This is a genomic window from Sorangium sp. So ce394 (assembly GCF_051474665.1).
Classification (GTDB): domain Bacteria; phylum Myxococcota_A; class Polyangia; order Polyangiales; family Polyangiaceae; genus Sorangium; species Sorangium cellulosum_D.
Window position 1 is genome coordinate 3785853 of sequence record NZ_CP150339.1, and the last position, 20618, is coordinate 3806470.

The 20618-nt window shown below is 73.5% G+C and carries 17 protein-coding genes and 1 tRNA gene; 8 read left to right on the plus strand and 10 right to left on the minus strand.

Annotation, left to right across the window (positions count from 1 at the left end; genetic code table 11):
- Nucleotides 1-133: 133 nt before the first annotated feature.
- The 6 genes from dnaK (at nt 134) to WMF33_RS14170 (ending at nt 7508) form a co-directional block, all read left to right on the plus strand.
- Complete coding sequence (dnaK, locus tag WMF33_RS14145) at nt 134-1963, plus strand: molecular chaperone DnaK (protein WP_012235052.1); 1830 nt, start codon at nt 134-136, stop codon at nt 1961-1963.
- A gap of 34 nt (nt 1964-1997) precedes the next feature.
- Nucleotides 1998-3329, plus strand: a complete 1332-nt coding sequence (locus tag WMF33_RS14150; RefSeq protein ID WP_437337630.1) for a hypothetical protein — start codon at nt 1998-2000, stop codon at nt 3327-3329.
- Between the two features lie 96 nt (nt 3330-3425).
- Entirely contained in the window at nt 3426-5465 is a 2040-nt protein-coding gene (locus WMF33_RS14155) for a M1 family metallopeptidase (RefSeq protein ID WP_437337631.1), read from the plus strand.
- Nucleotides 5462-6421, plus strand: a complete 960-nt coding sequence (locus WMF33_RS14160) for a hypothetical protein (RefSeq protein WP_437337632.1) — start codon at nt 5462-5464, stop codon at nt 6419-6421. The genes WMF33_RS14155 and WMF33_RS14160 overlap by 4 nt, the downstream gene beginning before the upstream one ends.
- Before the next feature lie 169 nt (nt 6422-6590).
- Nucleotides 6591-6663, plus strand: a tRNA-Phe gene (locus tag WMF33_RS14165).
- A gap of 359 nt (nt 6664-7022) precedes the next feature.
- Complete coding sequence (locus WMF33_RS14170) at nt 7023-7508, plus strand: response regulator (protein ID WP_437319877.1); 486 nt, start codon at nt 7023-7025, stop codon at nt 7506-7508.
- Nucleotides 7509-7790: 282 nt separating this feature from the next.
- Here the strand turns inward: WMF33_RS14170 and WMF33_RS14175 are convergent, their stop codons facing one another.
- The 7 genes from WMF33_RS14175 to WMF33_RS14205 form a co-directional block, all read right to left on the minus strand.
- Complete coding sequence (locus tag WMF33_RS14175) at nt 7791-8129, minus strand: hypothetical protein (protein WP_437337633.1); 339 nt, start codon at nt 8127-8129, stop codon at nt 7791-7793.
- A 139-nt stretch (nt 8130-8268) separates the two neighbouring features.
- A complete protein-coding gene (locus WMF33_RS14180; protein WP_437337634.1) occupies nt 8269-8838 on the minus strand; it encodes a hypothetical protein in 570 nt (189 codons plus the stop codon).
- A 105-nt stretch (nt 8839-8943) separates the two neighbouring features.
- Entirely contained in the window at nt 8944-9855 is a 912-nt protein-coding gene (locus WMF33_RS14185) for an SH3 domain-containing protein (protein WP_437337635.1), read from the minus strand.
- A gap of 78 nt (nt 9856-9933) precedes the next feature.
- A complete protein-coding gene (locus WMF33_RS14190; protein ID WP_437337636.1) occupies nt 9934-12279 on the minus strand; it encodes a DUF4340 domain-containing protein in 2346 nt (781 codons plus the stop codon).
- A complete protein-coding gene (locus WMF33_RS14195; protein WP_437337637.1) occupies nt 12279-13874 on the minus strand; it encodes a GldG family protein in 1596 nt (531 codons plus the stop codon). The genes WMF33_RS14190 and WMF33_RS14195 overlap by 1 nt, the downstream gene beginning before the upstream one ends.
- 269 nt (nt 13875-14143) lie before the next feature.
- The gene (locus WMF33_RS14200; protein WP_437337638.1) at nt 14144-14890 is read right to left on the minus strand and encodes an ABC transporter permease; all 747 of its coding nucleotides are present in this window, start codon (nt 14888-14890) and stop codon (nt 14144-14146) included.
- Nucleotides 14887-15945 (minus strand): ABC transporter ATP-binding protein, encoded by a 1059-nt coding sequence (locus WMF33_RS14205; protein WP_437337639.1) that lies wholly within the window; start codon nt 15943-15945, stop codon nt 14887-14889. Before WMF33_RS14205 ends, WMF33_RS14200 begins: the two co-directional genes overlap by 4 nt.
- A gap of 285 nt (nt 15946-16230) precedes the next feature.
- Between WMF33_RS14205 and WMF33_RS14210 the strand changes: the two genes are divergently transcribed.
- Nucleotides 16231-16698, plus strand: a complete 468-nt coding sequence (locus tag WMF33_RS14210; RefSeq protein ID WP_020734896.1) for a DUF3293 domain-containing protein — start codon at nt 16231-16233, stop codon at nt 16696-16698.
- Between the two features lie 129 nt (nt 16699-16827).
- Nucleotides 16828-17268 (plus strand): hypothetical protein, encoded by a 441-nt coding sequence (locus tag WMF33_RS14215; protein WP_020734897.1) that lies wholly within the window; start codon nt 16828-16830, stop codon nt 17266-17268.
- A gap of 97 nt (nt 17269-17365) precedes the next feature.
- Here WMF33_RS14215 and WMF33_RS14220 read toward each other — a convergent pair whose 3' ends face one another.
- Genes WMF33_RS14220 through WMF33_RS14230 form a run of 3 tightly spaced genes read right to left on the minus strand, consistent with a single transcriptional unit; the run spans nt 17366 to nt 20482 of the window.
- On the minus strand, nt 17366-18070 hold the full coding sequence (locus WMF33_RS14220) for a response regulator transcription factor (protein WP_044988231.1): 705 nt from the start codon (nt 18068-18070) through the stop codon (nt 17366-17368).
- 50 nt (nt 18071-18120) lie between these two features.
- Nucleotides 18121-19131: a sensor histidine kinase gene (locus WMF33_RS14225; protein ID WP_437337640.1), complete on the minus strand. Its 1011-nt coding sequence runs from the start codon at nt 19129-19131 to the stop codon at nt 18121-18123.
- Nucleotides 19132-19171: 40 nt separating this feature from the next.
- Complete coding sequence (locus tag WMF33_RS14230) at nt 19172-20482, minus strand: thymidine phosphorylase (RefSeq protein ID WP_437337641.1); 1311 nt, start codon at nt 20480-20482, stop codon at nt 19172-19174.
- Between the last annotated feature and the right edge of the window lie 136 nt (nt 20483-20618).

Sequence of the window (20618 nt, forward strand, 5' to 3'; positions counted from 1 at the left end):
GGCGGCGCCTTTCCGAAGCGGGCCGCGCACGATTGGCCCGCTCGGCTCCGCGAAACGGTCTAGCATCGTGACCTCGGCGGCCGTTCGGGCCGAAGATCACAAGCCGAAGATCACAAGAGGAGCAGCGGCATCGATGGAGCGTGTCATCGGCATTGACCTTGGCACCACGAACTCGTGCGTTGCCATCGTCGAGGAGGGCGTCCCGACCGTCATCCCGAATCGCGGTGGGTACAAGACGACGCCGTCCATGGTCGCGATCACCGAGGCCGGCAAGCGGCTCTGCGGGCACATCGCGAAGCGGCAGGCGATCACCAACGCCGAGAACACGGTCTACGCCGCGAAGCGGCTGATCGGCCGGAAGTGGTCGTCCCCGCAGGTGAAGAACGCGATCCTGACAGCCTCGTACAAGATCGTCGAGGGCCCGCACGGCGACGTCCGCATCCAGCTGCGCGACAAGACGTACTCGGTCCCCGAGATCAGCGCGATGGTCCTCCAGGAGATGAAGCTGTTCGCCGAGGACTACCTCAACGAGCCGGTCTCGAAGGCGGTGATCACCGTCCCCGCCTACTTCAACGACAACCAGCGGCAGGCGACGAAGGACGCGGGTCAGATCGCGGGGCTCGACGTCATCCGCATCGTCAACGAGCCGACGGCGGCGGCGCTCGCGTACGGGTTCGGCAAGAACGTCGAGAAGACGATCGCCGTCTTCGACCTCGGCGGCGGCACGTTCGACATCTCCGTGCTCGAGATCGGCGCGGGCGGGGTCTTCAAGGTCATCGCCACCGCGGGCGACACGTTCCTCGGCGGCGAGGATTTCGACGCGCGGGTCATCGACTGGCTGGTGCAGGGCTTCAAGGAGCAGCACGACGTCGACCTGCGGCAGGACAGGATGGCGCTCCAGCGGCTCAAGGACGCGGCCGAGAAGGCGAAGTGCGAGCTGTCCAGCGTGCTCGAGACCGAGATCAACCTGCCGTTCATCATCTCGAGCGCGCGGAACGAGGCGCTCCACCTCCAGCGCACGCTCTCGCGGGCCACGCTCCAGGAACTGTGCGAGGACCTCGTCGAGCGGTGCATCGAGATCTGCAGCCAGACGCTCGAGGACGCGCGGCTCGATCGCGACGAGATCGAGGACGTCGTGCTCGTCGGCGGCATGACGCGCATGCCGCGGGTGCAGGAGGCGGTGCGCGACTTCTTCGAGCGCGAGCCGTGCAAGGGGGTGCACCCCGACGAGGTGGTCGCGCTCGGCGCGGCGGTGCAGGGCGCCGCCCTCGTGGACGAGACGAAGCAGATGATCCTGCTCGACGTCACGCCGCACGCGCTCGGCATCATGACCTTCGGGTCGAACTTCGAGGAGCTCATCCCGCAGAACACGACCGTCCCCACGAGCCGGTCGAAGATCTTCACGACGAGCCGCGACAACCAGACCGCGGTGAAGATCCTGGTCATGCAGGGCGAGCACCAGAAGGCGACGGACAACGAGCTGCTCGGCGAGTTCATCCTCACGGGCCTGCGCCGCGCCCCGAAGGGCCAGGTCGAGATCGAGGTGACGTTCGAGATCAACAGCGACGGCATCGTCTCCGTGAGCGCGAAGGATCTCGAGACCGGCCAGCAGCAGTCGATCCAGGTCACCGCGTCGAGCGGCCTCACGAAGGAGGAGGTCGGCGAGATGATGGAGGCCGCGAAGGAGTACCTCGTCGACCGCCGCGCGAGCGACCAGTTCGAGGGCGTCCGGCAGGAGGCCGAGAAGCTCATCGCCGAGATCGAGCGGATGTTCCCGCAGGTCGAGCAGATCGTGGCGTCCAGCGACTTCGGCCGCGACGCCATCGGCAAGGCGCGCGGGATCGTCGAGCGCTCGCGCCAGGCCATCGGCCGGCGCGACGCGGCCGCGGTCAAGGAGCAGATGGAGGCGCTCTCGCGCACCCACCGGATGTTCAAGGGTGTCGTAGCCAGGCCACAGGGGTGAACGGTGGCCGCGATGAGGGATGACGATGCGGTCGGTGCCGCCTGACTCCAAGACCCTGGACTCCTCCTGGGGGCACGATGAGGTGGACGAGCTCGAGGACACCCAGCCGGTCGCCTCGGAGGAGATCCTCGCGCTCACCGCGCTCGCGCGCGGGGAGCCGGGCTCGTCCCGCCTGGGGGCGACCCCGCCCGCCGGCTCGCCCCTCCCGCCGGACTCCGAGGGCAAGATCACCCTTCCGCCGCCGATCCCCGTCAGCGAGTACGTGGCAAAGATGATGACCCGCCGCTCTCATTCGAGCTCCGAGATCACCGCCCAGCGGCCGCGCCCGCCCGAGCCCCCTCCGGAGGAGTACCCGCCGGTGCCGCCGCGCAGGACGATCCCCTGGGAGCCGCCGCCCGGCAGCAGCTTCTCGGGCAGGCACGGCCCGCCCAGCCTCGAGGCCGGGCGGCTCGGGCTGGAGTGCGACGAGCCCGGGGTCCCGTCGCGGCCCGGCGGCCGGATGGGCTTCGGGTCGCTCGAGGGCGACCACGAGATCGGGCCGGACCTCGACGACGACCTCCTGCGCGAGCCGAGCCAGCCGTACCCGCACAGCTTCGGCGAGATCGACGTCTTCGGCGGCCCTCCGGTCGACGCGCGCGACGTCCACCTCCCGCCGAGCGCGCGGGGCCGCGGGTACGGCGCCGACGAGGGCGGCCCGCTGGGCATCGATTTCCGGCTCGATCTCGGCTTCGAGGAGCCGATCCCCGCCGCGGACGAGCAGCCGGTCACGCCGCCGCCCGGCACGCTCCGCTACGGCCTGATCGTGGAGGACGACGAGCCCGCCTTCCGCGGCGGGACGGGCGCGCTCGCCGGCTCCACCTCGTACCGCGTCTCCGGCGACGCGCAGGGCGGGGCGCGCTCGCCGCGCCGGACCGAGACGGATCGCGCGCCGGCGGTGATCGCGCGGATGGACAAGGGGGTTCATTCCCGGGCGACCGAGCCCCAGATGAGCGCCCCCGGGCCGCGGGAGCAGATGCAGCACCGCTTCGATCAGGGCGACTTCGGCGGCGCGCTCGTCCTCGCGGAGGGGCTGCTCGAGGAGAACCCGAAGGACTGGATGGCGCGGCAGTACGCCGACAGCTGCGTCGAGATGCTGCGCCAGATGTACCAGTCGCGCCTGGGCGACGGCTCGCGCGTGCTCCGCCTCGCGATGCCGCCTGACCAGCTCCGCTCGCTGAACCTCGATCACCGCGCGGGCTTCTTGCTGTCGTGCATCGACGGGTACAGCTCGATCGACGAGATCCTCGACGTGTCGGGCATGCAGACGCTCGAGGCCTTGCGGCTCCTGTACGAGCTCGTGCAGGAGGGGATCGTCTGCGGCGTGTAGGCGCCGGCGTCGCCTGAGGTCCCTGCCTCGCCTCGAACCGCGCCGCGCCGGCCGCCGCGCCTTTCCGCGATGACGCTGGCTCGCTAGGGTGCACCGGTGCGTACGGCTCTCCAGGCCGCCGTCGGTCTCCTCCTCGCGCTGCTCGCCGGCCGCACGGGCGCGTCCCTGCTCGCGGTGGTCGCGCTCGGCGCTCCGGCGCAGCCACCGCCGCCCACCGCCGACGCAGGCGCCGCGGATGCCCGCGCGGGCGCCGCGGATGCCGACCGCGCGACGCCGACGCCGGCGCCTCCTGCCGACGCCGAGCTCGCGCCGCGCGCCGATCCGATCGCGAGCTACACGCTGCGCGCGACCCTCGATCCGGCGCAGCACACGATGCGCGGCGAGGGCACGCTGGTCTGGCGGAACGCATCGCGCGAGCCGCAGCGCGAGCTGTTCGTCCACCTCTACCTGAACGGCTTCAAGGACCAGCGCACCGTGTTCCTGAGGTCGGCCATCGGGGGCTTTCGAGGTAACGAAATCCTCAGCGACTACGGGCATATCCAGGTGACGCGGTTCGCGGTCCGCGAGATGGACGGCGCGGACGTCTGGCCCCCGGGGAACCCCACGACGCCCGGCGATCCCGACGACGAGACCGACATCCGCGTGGCGCTGCCGCGGCCCGTCGCTCCGGGCGATGCGATCACGATCGATCTCGCCTGGGACGCGCGCCTGCCGGCGCTCGCGCTCAGGACGGGCCACCACGGGAGCTTTCACATGGTGGGGCAGTGGTTCCCGAAGATCGCGCGCCTCGAGCCCGACGGGACCTGGGCGCACTTCGCCTTCCACCGGCTCTCGGAGTTCTACGCCGATTTCGGGGCCTACGACGTGACCGTCGACGTCCCGGAGGGGTTCGCGGTCGGCGCCACCGGCCGGCTCGTCGAGGAGCAGCGGCGGGACGGCCGCGCGATCCGGAGGTTCGTGCAGGAGGACGTGCACGACTTCGCCTTCGCCGCGTGGGACCGCTTCCGCGAGATGGGCGCGACGACCGACGAGGGCGTCGCCATCCGGTGCCTCTTCCCCGAGGGGAGCGAGCGCGAGGCGGCGCTCGAGATCGACCTGGCCCGGTTCGGCCTCGCGCACCTCGGCGCGGCGTTCGGCCGCTACCCGTACGGCACGCTCACGATCGTGCACCCGCCGGAGGGCGCCGAGGAGGCCGGCGGGATGGAGTACCCGACGCTGATCACGACCGGCGGCAGCTGGCTCTGGCCCGCGGCGGGCGTGCGCTTCGTCGAGGCGGTCACGATCCACGAGCTCGCGCACCAGTGGTTCTACGGCCTCGTCGCCACGAACGAGCACCGCTACCCGTTCCTCGACGAGGGCCTGACCACCTACGCCGAGGTCGACGCGCTCCGCGCGCGCTACGGCGACAGCTCGGCGGCGCGGCTGCCGGGGCTCGAGATCGACCTCCGGACGCAGTACCGCGCCGACGCGCTCGCGTCCGGCCAGAGCGGCGCCGTCGCGCAGCCGGCGACGAGCTTCGTCGACGGGGCGGACTACGCCGGGCTCGTGTACGGGCGGCCCGCGATCCTCCTCGCGACCCTCGCCGGCGTCTACGGCGAGGACCTCGTCCGACGGGCGGTGGGCCGCTACGCGCGCGAGAACCGGTTCCGTCACCCCGGCCCCGAGGCGCTGCTCGACGCCGTGCGGCGGGAGGTGGGCGACCCGGCGGCCGACGCGCTCCGCGCCGGGCTCTTCGACCGCGCGTGGGTCGACTACGCGGTCGCGACGTTCCACTCGTGGCCCGCCGACGCCGCGGAGCCCGCCCCGGGCGAGGGCGGCCACGAGGGCGCGGCCTACCGCGGCCACGCCGTGGTGCGGCGCCGCGGCCCGCTCGCGCTCCCCGTCGACGTCGCCCTGCACGGCGCGGACGGCGTCGTGCAGCGGGTCCTCTGGCAGGCGCACGAGAGCACCGCCAGGATCCCCTACGCCGGCGCCTCGCCGCTCGTCGCCGTGGTGATCGACCCCGATCGCCGGGTGCTGCTCGACGAGGACCTCGCGAACAACGCGCTCCGGGTGGACCCGGACCTCCTCGCGCCCAGCGTGCTCGCGCGCGCGAGCTTCGCCGTGGGGCTCGCGCTCACGCTCCTCGGGCCATGAGCGAGCCGGCGGAGGAGGGCGAGACGGTTCCGAGCGGGGCGGCGGCTGCAGGCGCCGATCCGCCGCTCGCCCGGCCCGCCGCGCGGCGCCCAGCCGCGCACGAGCGGCTCGGCGCGGTCGGGCTCTACTTCGGCTACCGGGCGCTCGCCTCGCTGGTCGTCGCCGCGCCGCTGTCCGTCTTCGCGGCCCAGGCGGTCGGCGACCACCCGCGCGGCGACGCGATCCTGTTCGATCCCGGAGGGCTCATGCTCAGCGAGCTCGTGCGCCTCGGGGCGCCCGCCGCCGGGGCCCTCGCCGCGCAGCTCGGCGCGGGCGCCCTGCTCGCGGCCGCGCTTGGGCTGGTCCCGCTCGCGGTGCTCCTGGTCGCGCTGAGCCAGGCGGGGCCGCTCTCCGCGCAGGCCGTGGGCGGCCGCGCCGCGCGCGCCCTCGGGCCGCTCGCGCTGCTCTGGGGCGTCGCGCTCGCGGCGCAGGTCACGGCCGCCGCGCTCGTCCTGCTCCCCGGGACGAAGCTCTGCGCCGCGCTCTTCTCCGTGCCGCGCAGCCGCGACCTCGCGGCGGCGGCCGTCGCCGCGGTCGCGCTGGCGCACGCCGCGGCGATCGGCCTGCTCCACGACCTCGCGCGGGCCGCCCTCGTCGCCGAGCAGCGGGGGTTCTACACCGCCGTCGCCCGGGGCCTCGACGCGCTGCGCGCCGCGCCGCTCGCGGCCGCCTGGGCCTGCGCTTCCCGGGGCGCGCTCGCCGCCGCGGCGCTGGCCGGCGGGGCGTGGGGCGTGCACCTCGCCGGCGCCGGCACCGGCCCGCGCGTCGCCGCCGCGTTCGCCGCGCAGCTCGCGGCGCTCGCGGCTGCCGCGTACCTGCGCGCCTCCTGGCTCGCGGCCGCCCTCCGGTTTGTCGATCGCTCCGCGCCCGCGCAGGAGCCCGCGCCGCGCTCGGCGGCGGAAGACGCCGAGGGGTGAGCGCGCCGCCCCGGCAGCTAGCAGCTGCCAGCGCGCTCCCTCGGCCTCCGACGAGTCGCGCGCAGGCAGGAAGGGGGAGGCCCAAAGAATTCCTTGACATACGCCAACATCCGCGTAACGTAGCCCGCCCGTGACCGACGCCTCGGCGTAAGCGCGGGGCCCGCAGCAAGCCCAGGTAGCTCAGTTGGTAGAGCAGAGGATTGAAAATCCTCGTGTGGGCGGTTCGATTCCGTCCCTGGGCACTACCCCTTCTTTCTTGTTTCGGCGAGCGAGGCGCTCGCTGCCCTGTCCTCGCGCCCCCGCGTGTGCCTCCGCGCCGCCCGGCGTCGATGTTATCGTGGACACCTGAGCGACTCGGCCTTTCGTTCAGAGAGACCAGGCGGTCTCAACGGCTGACGCGTCGCGCACACGCCGGCACACGCCACGCAACGCGCGGCGGACGGTTCAGGAGTGCTTTCGCGGGTTTGGCCACATCAGGTGACAGTGGAACTTGGTTCCTGTGCGGTAGCGATCCTGGTAAGGTGACGGGGGGACCACTCGTTGCAACCTGAACACTCCGGAGGCGCCCTAGGGAACGGCGCCTCCTCATGGAGGCTCCCTCATGGCCGATCGTCGTGTCGACTCCTCGCGAAAGAGCTCTCCGGAAACGGCCTCCGCTTCCGACTCGGCGCCGCGGAGCCGGCCGTCCGCGCCAAGTAGCGAACCCAGCGCGACCGCTCGGAAGAAGAAGATCCTCGTCGTCGACGACTCGCTGACTTCACTGCTGTCACAGCAGCTGACGCTCGGTGAGGACGACTACGACATCGTCATCGCGCGCAACGGCAAGGAGGCCATCGCGAAGGCCGTGGCGGAGCGCCCCGACCTCATCCTGATGGACGTCGTGATGCCCGCGATGGACGGCTTCCAGGCCTGCAGGTGGCTTCGCGCGTTCGACGCCACGAAGACCGTGCCGATCATCATGATGACGACGAGGAGCGATCAGACGAGCATCAAGATCGGCTTCGCCAACGGATGCACCGACTACCTCATCAAGCCTTTTGACAGCGATACGCTGCTCATGAAGGTCCGCACCCACCTCGGCGAATAGCCCCTCTCGTGTCCCCGGCGCGCCGCCGGGCGCTCCGGCGAGCCTCTCTCTCCGAGAGGACCTCCACAGCAGATCTCTCGCCCGCTGGGGCTCTACAGACAGCATCGCAGTCGTCGCGAGGGCGCATCGACGGTTGCCGAGCGACGCGCAGGGCGCATCCGGCAGGGGGCGCGCCGGGCAGGACGGTCCACCTCCGGCGAGGGGGCCGTGTCGTGGCGGGCTCAAATGGCTACACGGGCGGCCATGCGCGCCGCGTACGGCGCGCGCGGCGCCCGCGCTCGATCACTCGAACTGGCCGTAAACCGCGAGGGATACGAGCGGCCCGGCGCACGCACCGAGGTTCTCCAGCGGCCGGGCGCATCCGGAGATATCGACGTCACGTCCGTCGCACACGAACTCGTCGTCGATGCAGGAGATCGCCTCGTCGAACTGGTCCTCGCAGCCTTCGTACTCGGAGGTCCGCTCGGCGTCCTCGAGGGCATCGATACACTCCACCTCGTCTCTCTCGCTGCACGAGCCGGTGCAATCGCACTTGTCTTCGCACAGACCTGAGGGAGAGGCCCCACAGCCCGCGAGCATGGCGAGCGCGAGGGCGACCGTGAACGAGAGGGCGAGCTTCAAGGGCGGTTTCCTCCAACCTGGCCGCGCGGCGCGCGAGCTACGATGACGCCGCCCCTCTTATCGCGTCCGCGGGGGAGGTACAAGCCGGACGTGGTTGTGCGCGGGCGCGCCAGGGAGCGGGCGAGCCCGCAGGAGCATGTCAGTTCCGCCGGGCGCCTTCGGCCTGCGCCGGCCAGAGACGGCGGAAACCGACGCCGACGATGATCCCGTCGTCGCGCTGCACCAGCCCGCCGAAGCGGCATTTCTCGACCAGCATGCCTTCGGACAGATCGCCGCCGTCCTGAAACCGGATGCGCTGACCCTCGCTCAGGGCGGCAAAGACGCGCGCGTCCGCTGCGACGGCGACGAGCGACTCCGGGGAAGGGGCGCGCAACGGCGCGAGGTCCGATGGACGGGCCCGGCGAACCAGCCCCCGGTGGGCCGCGGAACGCCCAGGAAGGGCGCCGTTGATTGTGTCCCGAGCGGAAACGGTTGCTTCGGGAGCGTCGATCCACACATCGACCAAGGCGCCGCGCCGGAAGAGGACCACCCCTGGCAGCGCCTTGCCGGCGGCGGTGGTCAGCAGGACCAGCTCACCCACGCCTGGCTCGCTCGACGCGCGCCCGCCGAGGCGCTCGCGCACCGCGTCGACCGTGGGCTTCGCGGCGGCGGACGCGGCGCGCTCGGGGCGGCCCAGAGAAATCAGCGGGAGCGACAGCTTGCGCGTCATCGGACCCGGCCATTCTACGCGAACCGACGCGCGCTCGCCCGGCCGCGGGGCCGGAATCCGCGCCCGACGACGCCGCCCGCACGGGGGAGCGCCCGCGCCGCGCCGCTAAAGGCCGATGGCGCCGCGGTACATCCAGCCCGTCTTGCCCCGGTGCTCGACCTTGTACCAGTCGTTCTGCCGGCCAATGAGCTTGACCCGCGTCCCGCGCACGAGGCGCATGACCACGTCGCCCTCCTTGGGCGCCCCGCGGACGAGCGCAGTATCCCAGCTCACCGTGGCAAGGCCGCTCACGGCGGTCTCGCTCGTGGTCGTGCCGGCGGCCTGCTCCTGCTCCTCGCCGCCGGCCTCCGCCTTCGCCGCCTCCGCGGCCGCGCCGGGCGGGTGGAACGTGGCGGTGTACACGAGGGAGTAGCGGCGGTACTTGTGCGGGACCTCCTCGAGCGACACGTTCGAGAACTCGCGCGCGGCGCACTGGAGAATGCCGCTGACCGTCGAGGCGGGCAGGCTCGTCTTCTTCCCCTTGACGACCTGGACCTCCTTCTTCTCGAAGTTCAGCTCGAAGCCGATCGGGAGCTTGCCGTCGGCGCCAAGCGCCGCCGGACACTGGGCGAGCTCCTTCAGCCGGGGCAGCGCGATCGGGTCGAACTGGAGCTCTCCGCAGTCCTCGATCTTCTTGTTCTTCTTGTCGGAGCAGCGCGTGATCCGGCCGGGGCCGACCACGACCTGCTGCTGGTTCTTCGCGGGCTCCGGCGGCTTGGCCTCGGCCTCCGCGGTCCCGGGCGGCGCCGCCGCGGGAGGGGGCGCCGCCGACGCGGCCGCGGTCTCGGCCGTCGGCTTGAGGTCGCCGGGGACGCTCGGGCCGATGCGGACCCCGGCGAGCCTGGGCCAGGCGACGCCCACGACGAACCCCACGAGCGCGATCACCCCGACCCGCGACCAGACCGGCTGCTCGTCGCCGGGACGGGGGATGTCGACCGTCAGCGGGCGCTGCCGCTTCGCCATGTCCGCCTTCGCCATGTCCACCACGTCGCCTAGCACAGCTGGGTCGCCAGAACGAAATAGTACGAAACAGTCCGCTCCGCCGAGCAGCGCCGCTCAGTCGGCGCCCGCGACGCCCGCCGCCTCGAGCAGCGGCCTCACCCGGGATTGCGCGATGGCGTAGACCGCGCTCACGCCGTCGCGGCGGGCATAGAAGACGTTCGTGCCACGGAAAGCGTCTCCCGCGCCGATCGCGATCGTGAACGACCCCTCGGACGAGCGCGGCGCGCCTGCGCCCGCCGGCGCGGGCTGCGGCCGGGTCAGCTCGATGGCGACCCGGAGCCGCGGCGGGCTCAGGCCGTGGTGCCGCTCCGGCGAGCCCAGGGCCACCGCGCCCTCGGCGCGCAGATCGGCGAGCGCGTCCCGGACGCGCGCGGCGGTCGCGGTGGCGCTCGCCGGATCGGCCGCCCCCGCGACGGTGAAGCCGTGCGGAGAGCCCTCGAGCACGACCGGCTTGCCGTCCCGTGGGCTCAGCGTCACCCGCGCGACGTCCTCGGGCGCGACGAGGAAGACGTCGCGGCGGAGCAGCAGGCGCCCGGCCGCGGCCTCGATCGACGGCGGCGCGACGAACACGGCGGCGCCGCCGTCGGCGCGCGCGAACGAGCCCGCCCCGGCGTGCGCGCCGAGCTCCACCCGCGCCGCGCGCGACGCCGCGCCGGACGCGCCCCCGCCCTCCGCGGCGGTGAGCTCGGCCTCGACGACGAGCCGGGGCGCGGCGAGCCCGTAGCCCTGGGCGGCGTCCACGGCGACCCAGCGCTCGGCCTTGAGGCCGGCGAGCTGCGCGGCGAGCTCGTCCGCGAGCCCGCCGTCGGCCGAAAGGCCCGCGCCGGTCGGCTCGACGAGCTGCCACGCGCCCTCGCCCGTCCGGCGGAGCCGCTGGACCAGGCCAGGGCGCTCGATCCGCAGCGCGCTGACCTGATCCGGCGCGAAATCGAACACCTCCATCGAGCGCAGCGACACCTCGGACGGGAGGAGCGCGCCGGCGGCGGCGGCAGGGAGCTCGGCGATCGCGCCGTCCTCGAGCCGCCGGACGCGCACAACGCCGGCCTGCTCGGCGCCGATCTCGAGCGTCTCGATCCGCTCCAGCGGCTCGCCCTCGCCGGCCGCCGCGGGCGTCGACACGACGCGGAGGGTGGCCCGCGGCGGATCCAGGCCGAGCGCCTTCGGGTCGCTCGCCGTGGGGAGGAGGCGCGCCGCGCGCACGTCGAGGATCGCCTGCACGAGGGCGCGGCCGGTCTCGGTCGGGACGGGGCGGTCCTCCGGGGCGCGCAGGTGCCACTCGCTGCCGGCGCGCGCGAGCTCCAGCGAGCGCGCGCCGGGCTCGCCGGCCGACAGCTTCACCTCGGCGACCTCGTCGAGCGGCGCGGCGACGAGGGCGAGGTCGACGAAGCGCGACGCCTCCTCGGTGAGCGGCTCGAGCACGCTCGCGGGCACGCAGGCGGCCGCGCGCGTGGGCTCGCGCCGCACCGCGACGACGTGGTCGGGCCTGTCGGGGCAGGCGCCGCCGACGTCGATCACGCCGGGCTTCGCCGAGGGATCGCTCGGCAGGAGCGTCAGCGTGACCCGGGGGCCGCCGGAGGCCGCGGCCTGCTCGGCCTCCTCGTCGGAGAGGAACGCCTCGGCCTGCATGCGGCCGAGCGCGGAGAGCACGAGGTCGAGCGCCGGCGCGCTGACCCGGACGCCGCTGCCCTCGGGCGAGCCCTCGGCGAAATGGAAGCCGGCGCCGCGGCCGCCGCCCCACGGGGCCCGCGAGAACCGCCGCGCGCCGCCCGCGCCCTCGAGCGCGAGCCCCGAGAGCTCCGACGGGAGGTAGGGGACGAAGCTCCGGGTACGGAAGCGATCCGGCGACACGTCGAGGGCGGCGGCGAGCTGCTTCGTGATGACGAAGACGCCGCGGCCGGCGACCTCGGCGTAGACCGCGCCGGGCGGCGTCGGGGCGCCGCCGCCGAGCAGCAGGCGCTCGCGGCGCGGGCCCATCGCGAGCGCGATCGTGAGCCGGGGCGCGGTGAGGCCGAGGGCGGCGCGATCGCTCGCCTCCGCGGAGACGCGGCGCTCCGCCGTCGCGAACTCGAGCGTGCCGAGGAGCTGATCGACCGTGGGCTCGTCGGCGGGGTAGCGCTGGCCGTCGATCTCGACGCTCCAGGGGCGCTGGCCGGCGTCGTCGATGTCGCCGCGGGTGAGCCGCGCGGTCTGCTGCGCGGCGGGCGGCGCGCCGGGCGGCGCCACCGTCACGGTGAGCTCGGTGATCTCGTCGGGGCGCCACGCCTCGAACAGGTGCTTCTTGCGGCGCTCGGCCTCGTCGGTGGACACCGCGCCCCGGTCGAGCACGAAGAGCGCGACGGCCGCCGCGGCGGCGAGCGCGACGAGGATCAGCGTCGTCGCGTGCCGGCGGAGGCGCCGCATCACGGCGCCCCTTCGCGCTCGGCCCCGCCCGGCGCGCCGCGCCCGGTTGGGGACCCGGGGCCGCGCCTGTCGTCGGGGCCGCCGGGGCGGCGCTCGGAGCCGCGCCGCGAGAGGTGCACGGCGAGGCCCAGGAGCGCCGCGGCGAGCGGCATGTAGACGACGACGTAGCGGAAGACGCCGGCGAGCGCGTCCTCGCTGAGCCGGAGGCCCGCGGTGACCGCGGGCTTGTCGGGGATGTCGAGCATGGGCGGGCTCGCGGCGAGCCAGGAGAGCGCGCTCTCGACGAACACGGCCGTCCCGCGGAGCTCGGGGCTCTGCCAGTTCGCGGCGTAGAGCGCGCTGGGCGAGCTGACCACGACGACGCGCGGCCCGTGCGCGGCGCTGGAGCCCGCGGGCTTCGGCAGCTCCGCGGCGTAGGCGACCGTGAGCGGCCCCGGGTGATCGCCGTCGCGCGGCTTCGGCTCGGACGGGTCCCGGGCCCAGCCGAAGAAGTCGACCATGCCGAAGGCCTTGTCGCTCGTGACGAGCAGCGGCGCCGGGGCCACGGGCCCGGTCGCCGCGGGCGCGAGCGAGCTGGCCACCGTGAGCACCGGGCCGAGCCCCTGGTCGGCCGCCTTGACGAGCCCCTCGGTGATCGGGTGCGGCCTCACGACGGGCGAGAAGGTCTCGCCGAAGCCCTGCGTCGAGCGGAGCTTCGGGTCGAGCTCGAACACGAAGTCGGACCTGAGCTCGACGCCCGCGACGGCGAGCAGGCCCGCGAGCCCGAGGTCGACGTACCGCTGATCGCTCTCGTCCGGCACCGGGCCGATCGCGAGGAGCGCGCTGCCGCCCTCCTCGATGAACGCGCGGTAGCGGGCCACGTCGCCAGGGGGCACCGGCTGGCTCGGCTCGGCGAGGACGAGCACGCGGCAGCGGCCGAGAACGGCCTCGGGCGCCGGCGCCTCCGGCGCGGCGCCGGGCTCCTCGTCGTCGCCGTGGTCGTGGCCGCCGCGGCCGCCGCCGAGCTCCACGACCTCGTAGTTGTTCTTGTTGAGCCGGTCCTTGAGCGCCGCGAGCCCGCCGGCGCCGCCGACCTCGATCGACTTCTCGCCGTGGCCGCTCGCGAAGCAGACCCTCGGCCGCTCGCTGCGGAGGACGCTCCGGATCGCGCCGGTCAGCGCCTGCTCGAGCCGCGGGCGGGCCCGCAGGTCGCCCTCGTCCTCGACCTCGACGAGGTCGCTCGCGGTGAGGAAATGGGGCCGGTCCCCGCGCGCGACGATGATCGCCGCGTCGGTGACGATCCGCCCGTCCTCGGTCTTGCCCGCGACGACCCCGTAGCGCTGCTGCACGGCGAGGAACTCCGCCGGGCGTCGGTCGGGGTCGGTCACCGCGACCTCGAGCCGCGTCGTCTCGGCCCGGTACGCGTCGAGCAGGTGCCGCACCGAGAGCGTCAGCGGGTCGGCCTCGGAGAGCAGGACGTAGACGCGGATCGGCTCCTCGAGCGCGCGCAGCGTCGAGACGGTCGCGTCGCTCAGCGTGTACAGGCCGCCCTGCGTCCAGTCCCAGCGCTTGTAGTGGCGGGCGACGAGCAGGTTGACGAGCACCGCGAGCACCATCGCCGCGATGATCCCGACGCTCGTCGAGAGCTTCTCGCCGAGCGAGGTGCCGGGAGGGACCCGCGAAGGCGGAGGGACCCGCGAAGGCGGAGGGACCCGCGAAGGCGGGGTCCCGACCTGCGTCGACGAAGGGACCCGCGCAGGCGGGGTCCCGACCTGCGTCGACGAAGGGACCCGCGCAGGCGGGGTCCCGACCTGCGTCGACGAAGGGACCCGCGCAGGCGGGCGCTCATCGTGCGCCGACGGAGGATCGGGCCGCTCGTCGCCCATCAGCCCCACCTCCACGCGTCCACCGCGCGCACGGTCACGAACAGCGGCAGCGCGACCACCGTCGCGTCGAACACGAGCCGGCGCAGGTCGACGATCCCGCGAGAAAAATCGTTCATCTGCGTCCAGACCGAGACGTAGGAGCAGAGGTCGTGCGCCGGGCCGTCCGGGAAGATGAACTCCCCGATGCCGAGGATGAACAGGCCCATCACCGCCATCGTGCTGAGCACCGCGGCCATGAGCTGGCTCTTCGTGAGCGCGCTCGTCATCGTCCCGATCGCGAGGTAGCCGGCGCCGACCGCCACGACGGCGAGGTAGCTCGACCCCACGACCCGCCAGTCGAGCTCGCCCGTCCTGGCGATGAGCACCACGTAGAGCAGCGTCGGCGCCCACATCGCGACGTACGTCACGAGCGCCGCGGCGTACTTCGCCAGCACGACGCCCGCGGAGCCCACCGGCGCCGTGAGGAGCGCCTCGATCGTGCCGCTCCGGCGCTCCTCCGCGAAGAGGCGCATCGTGAGCAGCGGGCACACGAAGAGCAGCGGCAGGTAGATCAGGATCGTCTGGCCGAAGAAGACCTGCACGGGCCCCGTGTCGCCGGAGAGCTCCGCCTCGCCCGCGAACTGGGTCGCGATCAGGAAGAAGTGCACGCCCTGCACGAGCAGGAACGTGGTGATCAGCACCCACGCGAGCGGCGTCACGAAGAGCGAGAAGAGCTCCCGCTTGAAGATCGGCCAGAAGCCCCTCACCGCCGCTCCTTCACCGCGCCGCGCCGCGCCGCGCTCGCCTTTTTCCGGGCCGCTCGTCCGGCGGGCGCGCCGGCGTCGCCCGCCGCGGCCGCGCCCGGCTCGCCGGCGCCGCCCTGCGCGTCATCGGCGGCGGTCAGCTCGGAGAAGACCTGCTCCAGGGACGGAGCGTGGGGCACGAGCTCGCGCACGCCGAGGCCCGCGCCGACGAGCGCGCTCACGAGGCGTTCGGTCGCCTCGCCCGGGTCGGCGCCGGCGTCGAACTCGACCGTGAGCCACGCCGCGTCGCCGGCCGCCTCCGCCTCGGCCGAGCGCACCCCCGCCGCGCCGCGCGCCGCCGCGAGCGCCGCGTCCGCCGCGCCGCGCACCGCGACGCGCACGCCGGACGCACGGCGCATCGCGCGGAGCTCCTCGATCGATCCCTCCGCGACCAGCCTGCCGCGGGCGATCACGATCGCGCGCGTGCACGTCGCCTCGACCTCGGAGAGGATGTGCGTCGAGAGGAGCACCGTGCGGTCGCGGCCGAGCCTCCGGACGAGCGCGCGCACCTCGCGGATCTGGTTCGGATCGAGGCCCGCCGTCGGCTCGTCCAGGATGAGCAGCGGCGGATCGCTGACGAGCGCGTCCGCGAGGCCGACGCGCTGGCGGTAGCCCTTCGAGAGGTGGCCGATCATGACGCTCGCGACGTCCTCGACGCGCGCGTCGCGCAGGGCGCGCGCGACCGCCTCGCGGCGCGCGCGTCGCGGCACGAGCTTCAGCTCGGCGCGGAACGCGAGGTACTCCGAGACGCGCATCTCCGGGTAGAGCGGCGACGTCTCGGGCATGTACCCGAGCGACGCCCGCGCGCGCATCGGCTCCTCGGCGAGGTCGTGGCCGGCGACCCGCACCCGGCCGGAGGTCGCGCCGAGGAACCCCGCGAGGATGCGCAGGGTCGTGCTCTTGCCCGCCCCGTTCGGCCCGAGGAACCCGACGATCTCGCCCTGGCTCACCCGGAAAGAGAGGTCGCTCACCGCCAGGTGGGCGCCGTAGGACTTGGAGAGGTGCTCGACCTCGATCATCGGGACATCGGGGCGCAGGGGGTCAGGGCGGCCGGCGCGGCGCGCGCGGGCGGGCCGGGCGATCGCGCGGAACGCTTAGCGCACCGGGCGGGGCAGGGGAAGCGCGCGCCGGCTCCCGCGCGCCGCCGGCGGCGCGGGACGCCGGCGAGTAGCCAGAGCCGCGCGTCTCTGGTAACCCTCCGCCGTCGCGCCCGGCGGCCCGGGCGCTCACGCCACGGGCCCCTCTGCAAGGCGACGCACCCGGTGCGCCGAGCGCCGCGGCCCCCTCACACCCACCGCTTCACGATGGATCAGACGCTCCTCCGGTCGTACTTCTCGACCATCTATGAGTTCCCCACGGCGGCGGGGACGCTGCGCGTCTCGCTCGACGGCGAGATCGTCCAGGATCAGGCCGGGCTCCCCGAGCTCCTGACCCGCAAGTTCGCCGTGCTCACCGCCTACAACCCGCGCTCGATGCTCATCCCCCGCCGGGTCAACGATCAGCGCCACCACGTCCTCCGCGATCTCTTGATCCTCGGGTGCTACCGGGTCGAGCCGTGCGTCGGATCCGAGGCGGAGCCGGAGGGCATCTGGCGCGAGCCGGCCTGGCTCGTCCACGGCATGGACCGCGACGAGGCGATCGCCTTCGGCCGCGTCTTCCGGCAGAACACGATCGTGTTCGCGCAAGGCGGCCGGCCGGAGCTCATCATCACGGATCCCACAGCCGACGACATCGGCCGAACTTTCCAGGGCAACTGGCGGGTTCGAGCGTGACCCGGGCGGCGCCCGAGGGCGCGGGACGCCGATTCCATGTTGAAACATACCCGCAAAATGTGGGTTCATGCCGTGGCGTTTAGGGATGGGCGGACCGGCCTCGCTCACCACATGAGGAGACACAGCAGAATGCGCACCCAGGTCACCCTCGCAGCGCTCGTCGCCGCGCTCGGGCTCGTCGCCGGCGCTGGCGGCTGCGGCCAGAACAAGGTCTCGGAGTGCAACGCGCTCATCGAGGTCATCAACAAGGGCGTCCAGAGCATCGAGAAGGGCACCAAGACCGGCGCCGATCAGGGCGGGTCGAGCGAGCTGAAGGCGATGGCCGATGCGATGGACAAGGTGGCGGCCGACGCGGCGCAGGTGAAGCTGACCACCCCGGAGCTGCAGAAGTTCTCGGGCGAGTACCAGGCCATGGCGAAGGACGTCGCCAAGGCGGCGCGCGATCTCGCGACCGCGGCGGACGCGAACGACGCCGAGAAGAGCAACACCGCCCAGGCCGCGATCGAGAAGGCGATCAAGCAGGAAGACCCGCTGGTCGACAACATCAACAAGTTCTGTCAGGCGCCCTGACGGGCCCTCTGCCCGGAAGGGCGCTCGCGCCGACGAGGGGGCGCGCGGCGACGAGGGCGCGCCCTCGTCGCCGCGATGCGGCCGGCGAGGCCTGCGATCAGGGGACGAAGCGGTAGCCGACGCCGCGCACGGTCAGGATGTGGCGCGGCGCGGTCGCGTTGTCCTCCAGCTTGTTGCGGAGCTGGAGGATGAAGTTGTCGATGGTGCGCGGGGTGCCGTGGTGCGTCGGGCCCCACACCTTGGCCTGGATCTGCTCCCTGGACAGCACGCGGCCGCCGGCCTCCGCGAGGCAGAGCAGGACGTCGAACTCGGTCGCCGTGAGCTCGATCAGCGCCTCGCCGCGGCGGACCTCGCGCGTCGCCGCGTTGATCACGATGTCGCCGGCGCGCAGCTGCGCCCCGTCCGCGCGCGCGATCGCGTCGCGCCGGAGCACCGCCTTCACGCGGGCGAGCAGCTCGGCCAGGCTGAACGGCTTCGTGATGTAGTCCTCGGCGCCGAGCTCGAGGCCCATCACCTTGTCCATCTCGGCGCCGCGCGCGGACAGCATGATCACGGGCAGGGTGCGCCGCTCGTTCCGGAGGATGCGCAGGAGCTCGAAGCCGTTCAGCCGCGGGAGCATCACGTCGATGATGATGAGGTCGATCCCGCCCGCGCGGGCGAGCGCGAGCCCGCGCTCGCCGTCCTCGGCCACCTCGACGCGGTAGCCCTCGGCGGTGAGGTTCATCTCGAGACCCATAGCGATGCTGGGATCGTCCTCGACGAGCAGGACGGTCCGGGCCGGTGCCTGAGGGTTCCGGGTCATGCTGAGCACGTCCTCTAGCATGTTCATGTCCGGACCGGAGGCGGCCGCGTCTACGGCGACGCGTCCGCCCTGACGCCGTGATCCGCCGCCTCGGGGGGCGCCTTGGCGCCCGCCGGACGCCGCGCCGCGGCGGTCGCCCTGGGTGAGCCCCGGAGCGGGAGCACGAGCGTGAAGGTGCTGCCCTTCCCGGGCTCGCTGTCGACGAGGATCCGGCCCCCGTGCGCCCGGATGACGTGCTTGACGATCGACAGCCCGAGCCCGGAGCCTTCCTGCTGCCGGGCCAGGAGGTCGTCGACCCGGTAGAACTTCTCGAAGATCCGCTTGTGCTCCGTGCGAGCGATGCCCTTGCCGTTGTCGCGGACCGTGATCAGCGCCGACCGGCTGCTGCCATGGGCGGAGACGCTGATCTTCCTCGGCTGACCGCCGTACTTGTAGGCGTTCGAGAGCAGGTTCACGATCGCGTCGACGAGCGCGCTGCGATCGCAGAGCACGGGCGGGAGGCTCGCGTCGACGGAGACGTCGAGCTCGACGCTGCGCTTCTCGCGGGTCGGCTCGAAGGCGTGGATCGCCTCGTGGATGACCACCCCGAGGTCCTGCTCCGAGAGCTCGTAGACGCGCCGGCCGCTCTCCATCCGCCCCCAGTCGAGCAGCCGGTCGATGAGCTGCTGGAGCCGGGCGCTCTCCTTGGTGAGGGCGTCGATGCAGCGATCCTCGCTGTGCGTGTCGCCGCGCCGGAGCTTGAGCGTCTCGGTGAACATCCGGATCGACGTGAGCGGCGTGCGCAGCTCGTGCGAGACCTTGGACACGAAATCGGCCTGGAGCTCGGACAGGTTGCGCTCGCGCCGGAGGAAGACCCAGACGAGGATGACCCCGGTCGCGAGCGTCCCGCAGAACGTGAGGACCAGGATCCCCACGATGAGGTTGTACTGGGCCTCGCCGAGCACGAGGAGGAGGAAGCCGACGCCCGACAGGAGCACGCCGGGGATGATGACCAGGTAGACGAGGAGCTGGATGATCCGCCGGTAGCCGAGCGTGGTGAGGTCGCGCCGCGGGGTCCGCATGCGGGGAGCTTAGTGGGGCGGCGCCGCGGCCGCGAGCGGCCTACGCTTCGATGCGCTCGAGCACGAGCGCGGGCGCCTCGGCGGGCGCCGGGCCGAGCTGGAAGGCGGCGCGGACGCGATCGGCCGCGGCGCGGGCGTCGTCGGCCCGGCGGGCGTGGATGCGGGCGAGGGGCGCCCCGCGGTCCACGCGATCGCCGCGGGCGGCGGCGAGCTCGATGCCCACGGCCGGGTCCACGCGCTGGTCGGCGCGCGTCCGCCCGGCGCCGAGCGCGACCGCGGAGAGCCCGATCTCCAGCGGATCGACGGCGACGACGTACCCCTCGCCCTCGGCCGCGACGTCGACGACGACCGGCGCGCCGGGCAGCCGGCCGGGGTCGTTCACCACGGCCGGATCGCCCTTCTGCGCCGCGATCATCCGCGCGAGGACCTCGGCCGCGGCGCCGCTCGCGATGGCGGCCTCGAGCTTCGGCCGCGCCTCGGCCGCGCTCGCCGCGGCGCCGCCGGCGATCAGCATCTCCTCCCCGAGGGCGAGCGTGCACGCGACGAGGTCGCCCGGCCCGCGGCCGTGCAGCACCTCGATCGCCTCGCGGGTCTCGATGGCGTTGCCGACGGCGCGCCCGAGCGGGGCGCTCATGTCGGTGAGCAGCGCGGAGACGCGCTTTCCGGCCGCGGTCCCGACGCGCACGAGCGCGGTCCCGAGCGCGCGGGCGTCGTCCAGGGTCTTCATGAACGCGCCCCGCCCGACCTTGACGTCGAGCACGAGCGCGTCGATGCCCTCGGCGAGCTTCTTCGAGAGGATGCTCGCGACGATGAGCGGGATCGACTCGACCGTGGCCGTCACGTCGCGCAGCGCGTAGATGCGCTTGTCCGCCGGCGCGATCCGCGCGGTCTGCCCGATCATGCACGTCCCGACCTCGCGGACGACGCGCGCGAACGTCGCCGCGTCGAGCGCCACGTCGAACCCCGGGATGGCCTCGAGCTTGTCGAGCGTGCCGCCCGTGTGGCCGAGGCCGCGGCCGGACACCATCGGCACGGGGACGCCGCACGCGGCGACGAGGGGGGCGAGGCAGATCGAGACCTTGTCGCCGACGCCGCCGGTGGAGTGCTTGTCGACCTTCCGTCCGGGCACGTCGGACAGGTCGAGGACGTCGCCCGAGTGGAGCATCGCGCGGGTGAGCGCGACGGTCTCCGCGTCGTCCATGCCGCGGAAGAAGACGGCCATGAGCAGCGCGCTCATCTGGTAGTCGGCGAGCTCGCCGTCGCCGTGGGCGCGGACGAGCCGCGCGATCTCGTCCTCGGACAGCCGCCCGCCGTCGCGCTTCCTCGCGACGAGCTCGACAAGGGTTTGCATCGCCTTGGAGCTTAGCCGCGTTCGACCCTATTTGTCCCCGGCGCGCGCATCCCTATGGTCGCCGGGAGCGCGCGGGCCGCCGCCGCGGGAGAGCGGACGCGGCGCCGGTCGCGGTCGCACCGGAGAAGGGAGCCGT

Excerpts from the sequence above, each read along its gene's own strand:
- WMF33_RS14210 (WP_020734896.1), top strand. The coding sequence starts at position 16,231 with ATGGATCAGACGCTCCTCCGGTCGTACTTCTCGACCATCTATGAGTTC.
- WMF33_RS14215 (WP_020734897.1), top strand. The coding sequence starts at position 16,828 with ATGCGCACCCAGGTCACCCTCGCAGCGCTCGTCGCCGCGCTCGGGCTC.
- WMF33_RS14220 (WP_044988231.1), bottom strand. The coding sequence starts at position 18,070 with ATGACCCGGAACCCTCAGGCACCGGCCCGGACCGTCCTGCTCGTCGAG.
- WMF33_RS14230 (WP_437337641.1), bottom strand. The coding sequence starts at position 20,482 with ATGCAAACCCTTGTCGAGCTCGTCGCGAGGAAGCGCGACGGCGGGCGG.
- WMF33_RS14185 (WP_437337635.1), bottom strand. The coding sequence starts at position 9,855 with ATGGCGAAGGCGGACATGGCGAAGCGGCAGCGCCCGCTGACGGTCGAC.
- WMF33_RS14180 (WP_437337634.1), bottom strand. The coding sequence starts at position 8,838 with ATGACGCGCAAGCTGTCGCTCCCGCTGATTTCTCTGGGCCGCCCCGAG.
- WMF33_RS14170 (WP_437319877.1), top strand. The coding sequence starts at position 7,023 with ATGGCCGATCGTCGTGTCGACTCCTCGCGAAAGAGCTCTCCGGAAACG.
- dnaK (WP_012235052.1), top strand. The coding sequence starts at position 134 with ATGGAGCGTGTCATCGGCATTGACCTTGGCACCACGAACTCGTGCGTT.
- WMF33_RS14205 (WP_437337639.1), bottom strand. The coding sequence starts at position 15,945 with ATGATCGAGGTCGAGCACCTCTCCAAGTCCTACGGCGCCCACCTGGCG.
- WMF33_RS14225 (WP_437337640.1), bottom strand. The coding sequence starts at position 19,131 with ATGCGGACCCCGCGGCGCGACCTCACCACGCTCGGCTACCGGCGGATC.
- WMF33_RS14195 (WP_437337637.1), bottom strand. The coding sequence starts at position 13,874 with ATGGTGCTCGCGGTGCTCGTCAACCTGCTCGTCGCCCGCCACTACAAG.
- WMF33_RS14160 (WP_437337632.1), top strand. The coding sequence starts at position 5,462 with ATGAGCGAGCCGGCGGAGGAGGGCGAGACGGTTCCGAGCGGGGCGGCG.
- WMF33_RS14190 (WP_437337636.1), bottom strand. The coding sequence starts at position 12,279 with ATGCGGCGCCTCCGCCGGCACGCGACGACGCTGATCCTCGTCGCGCTC.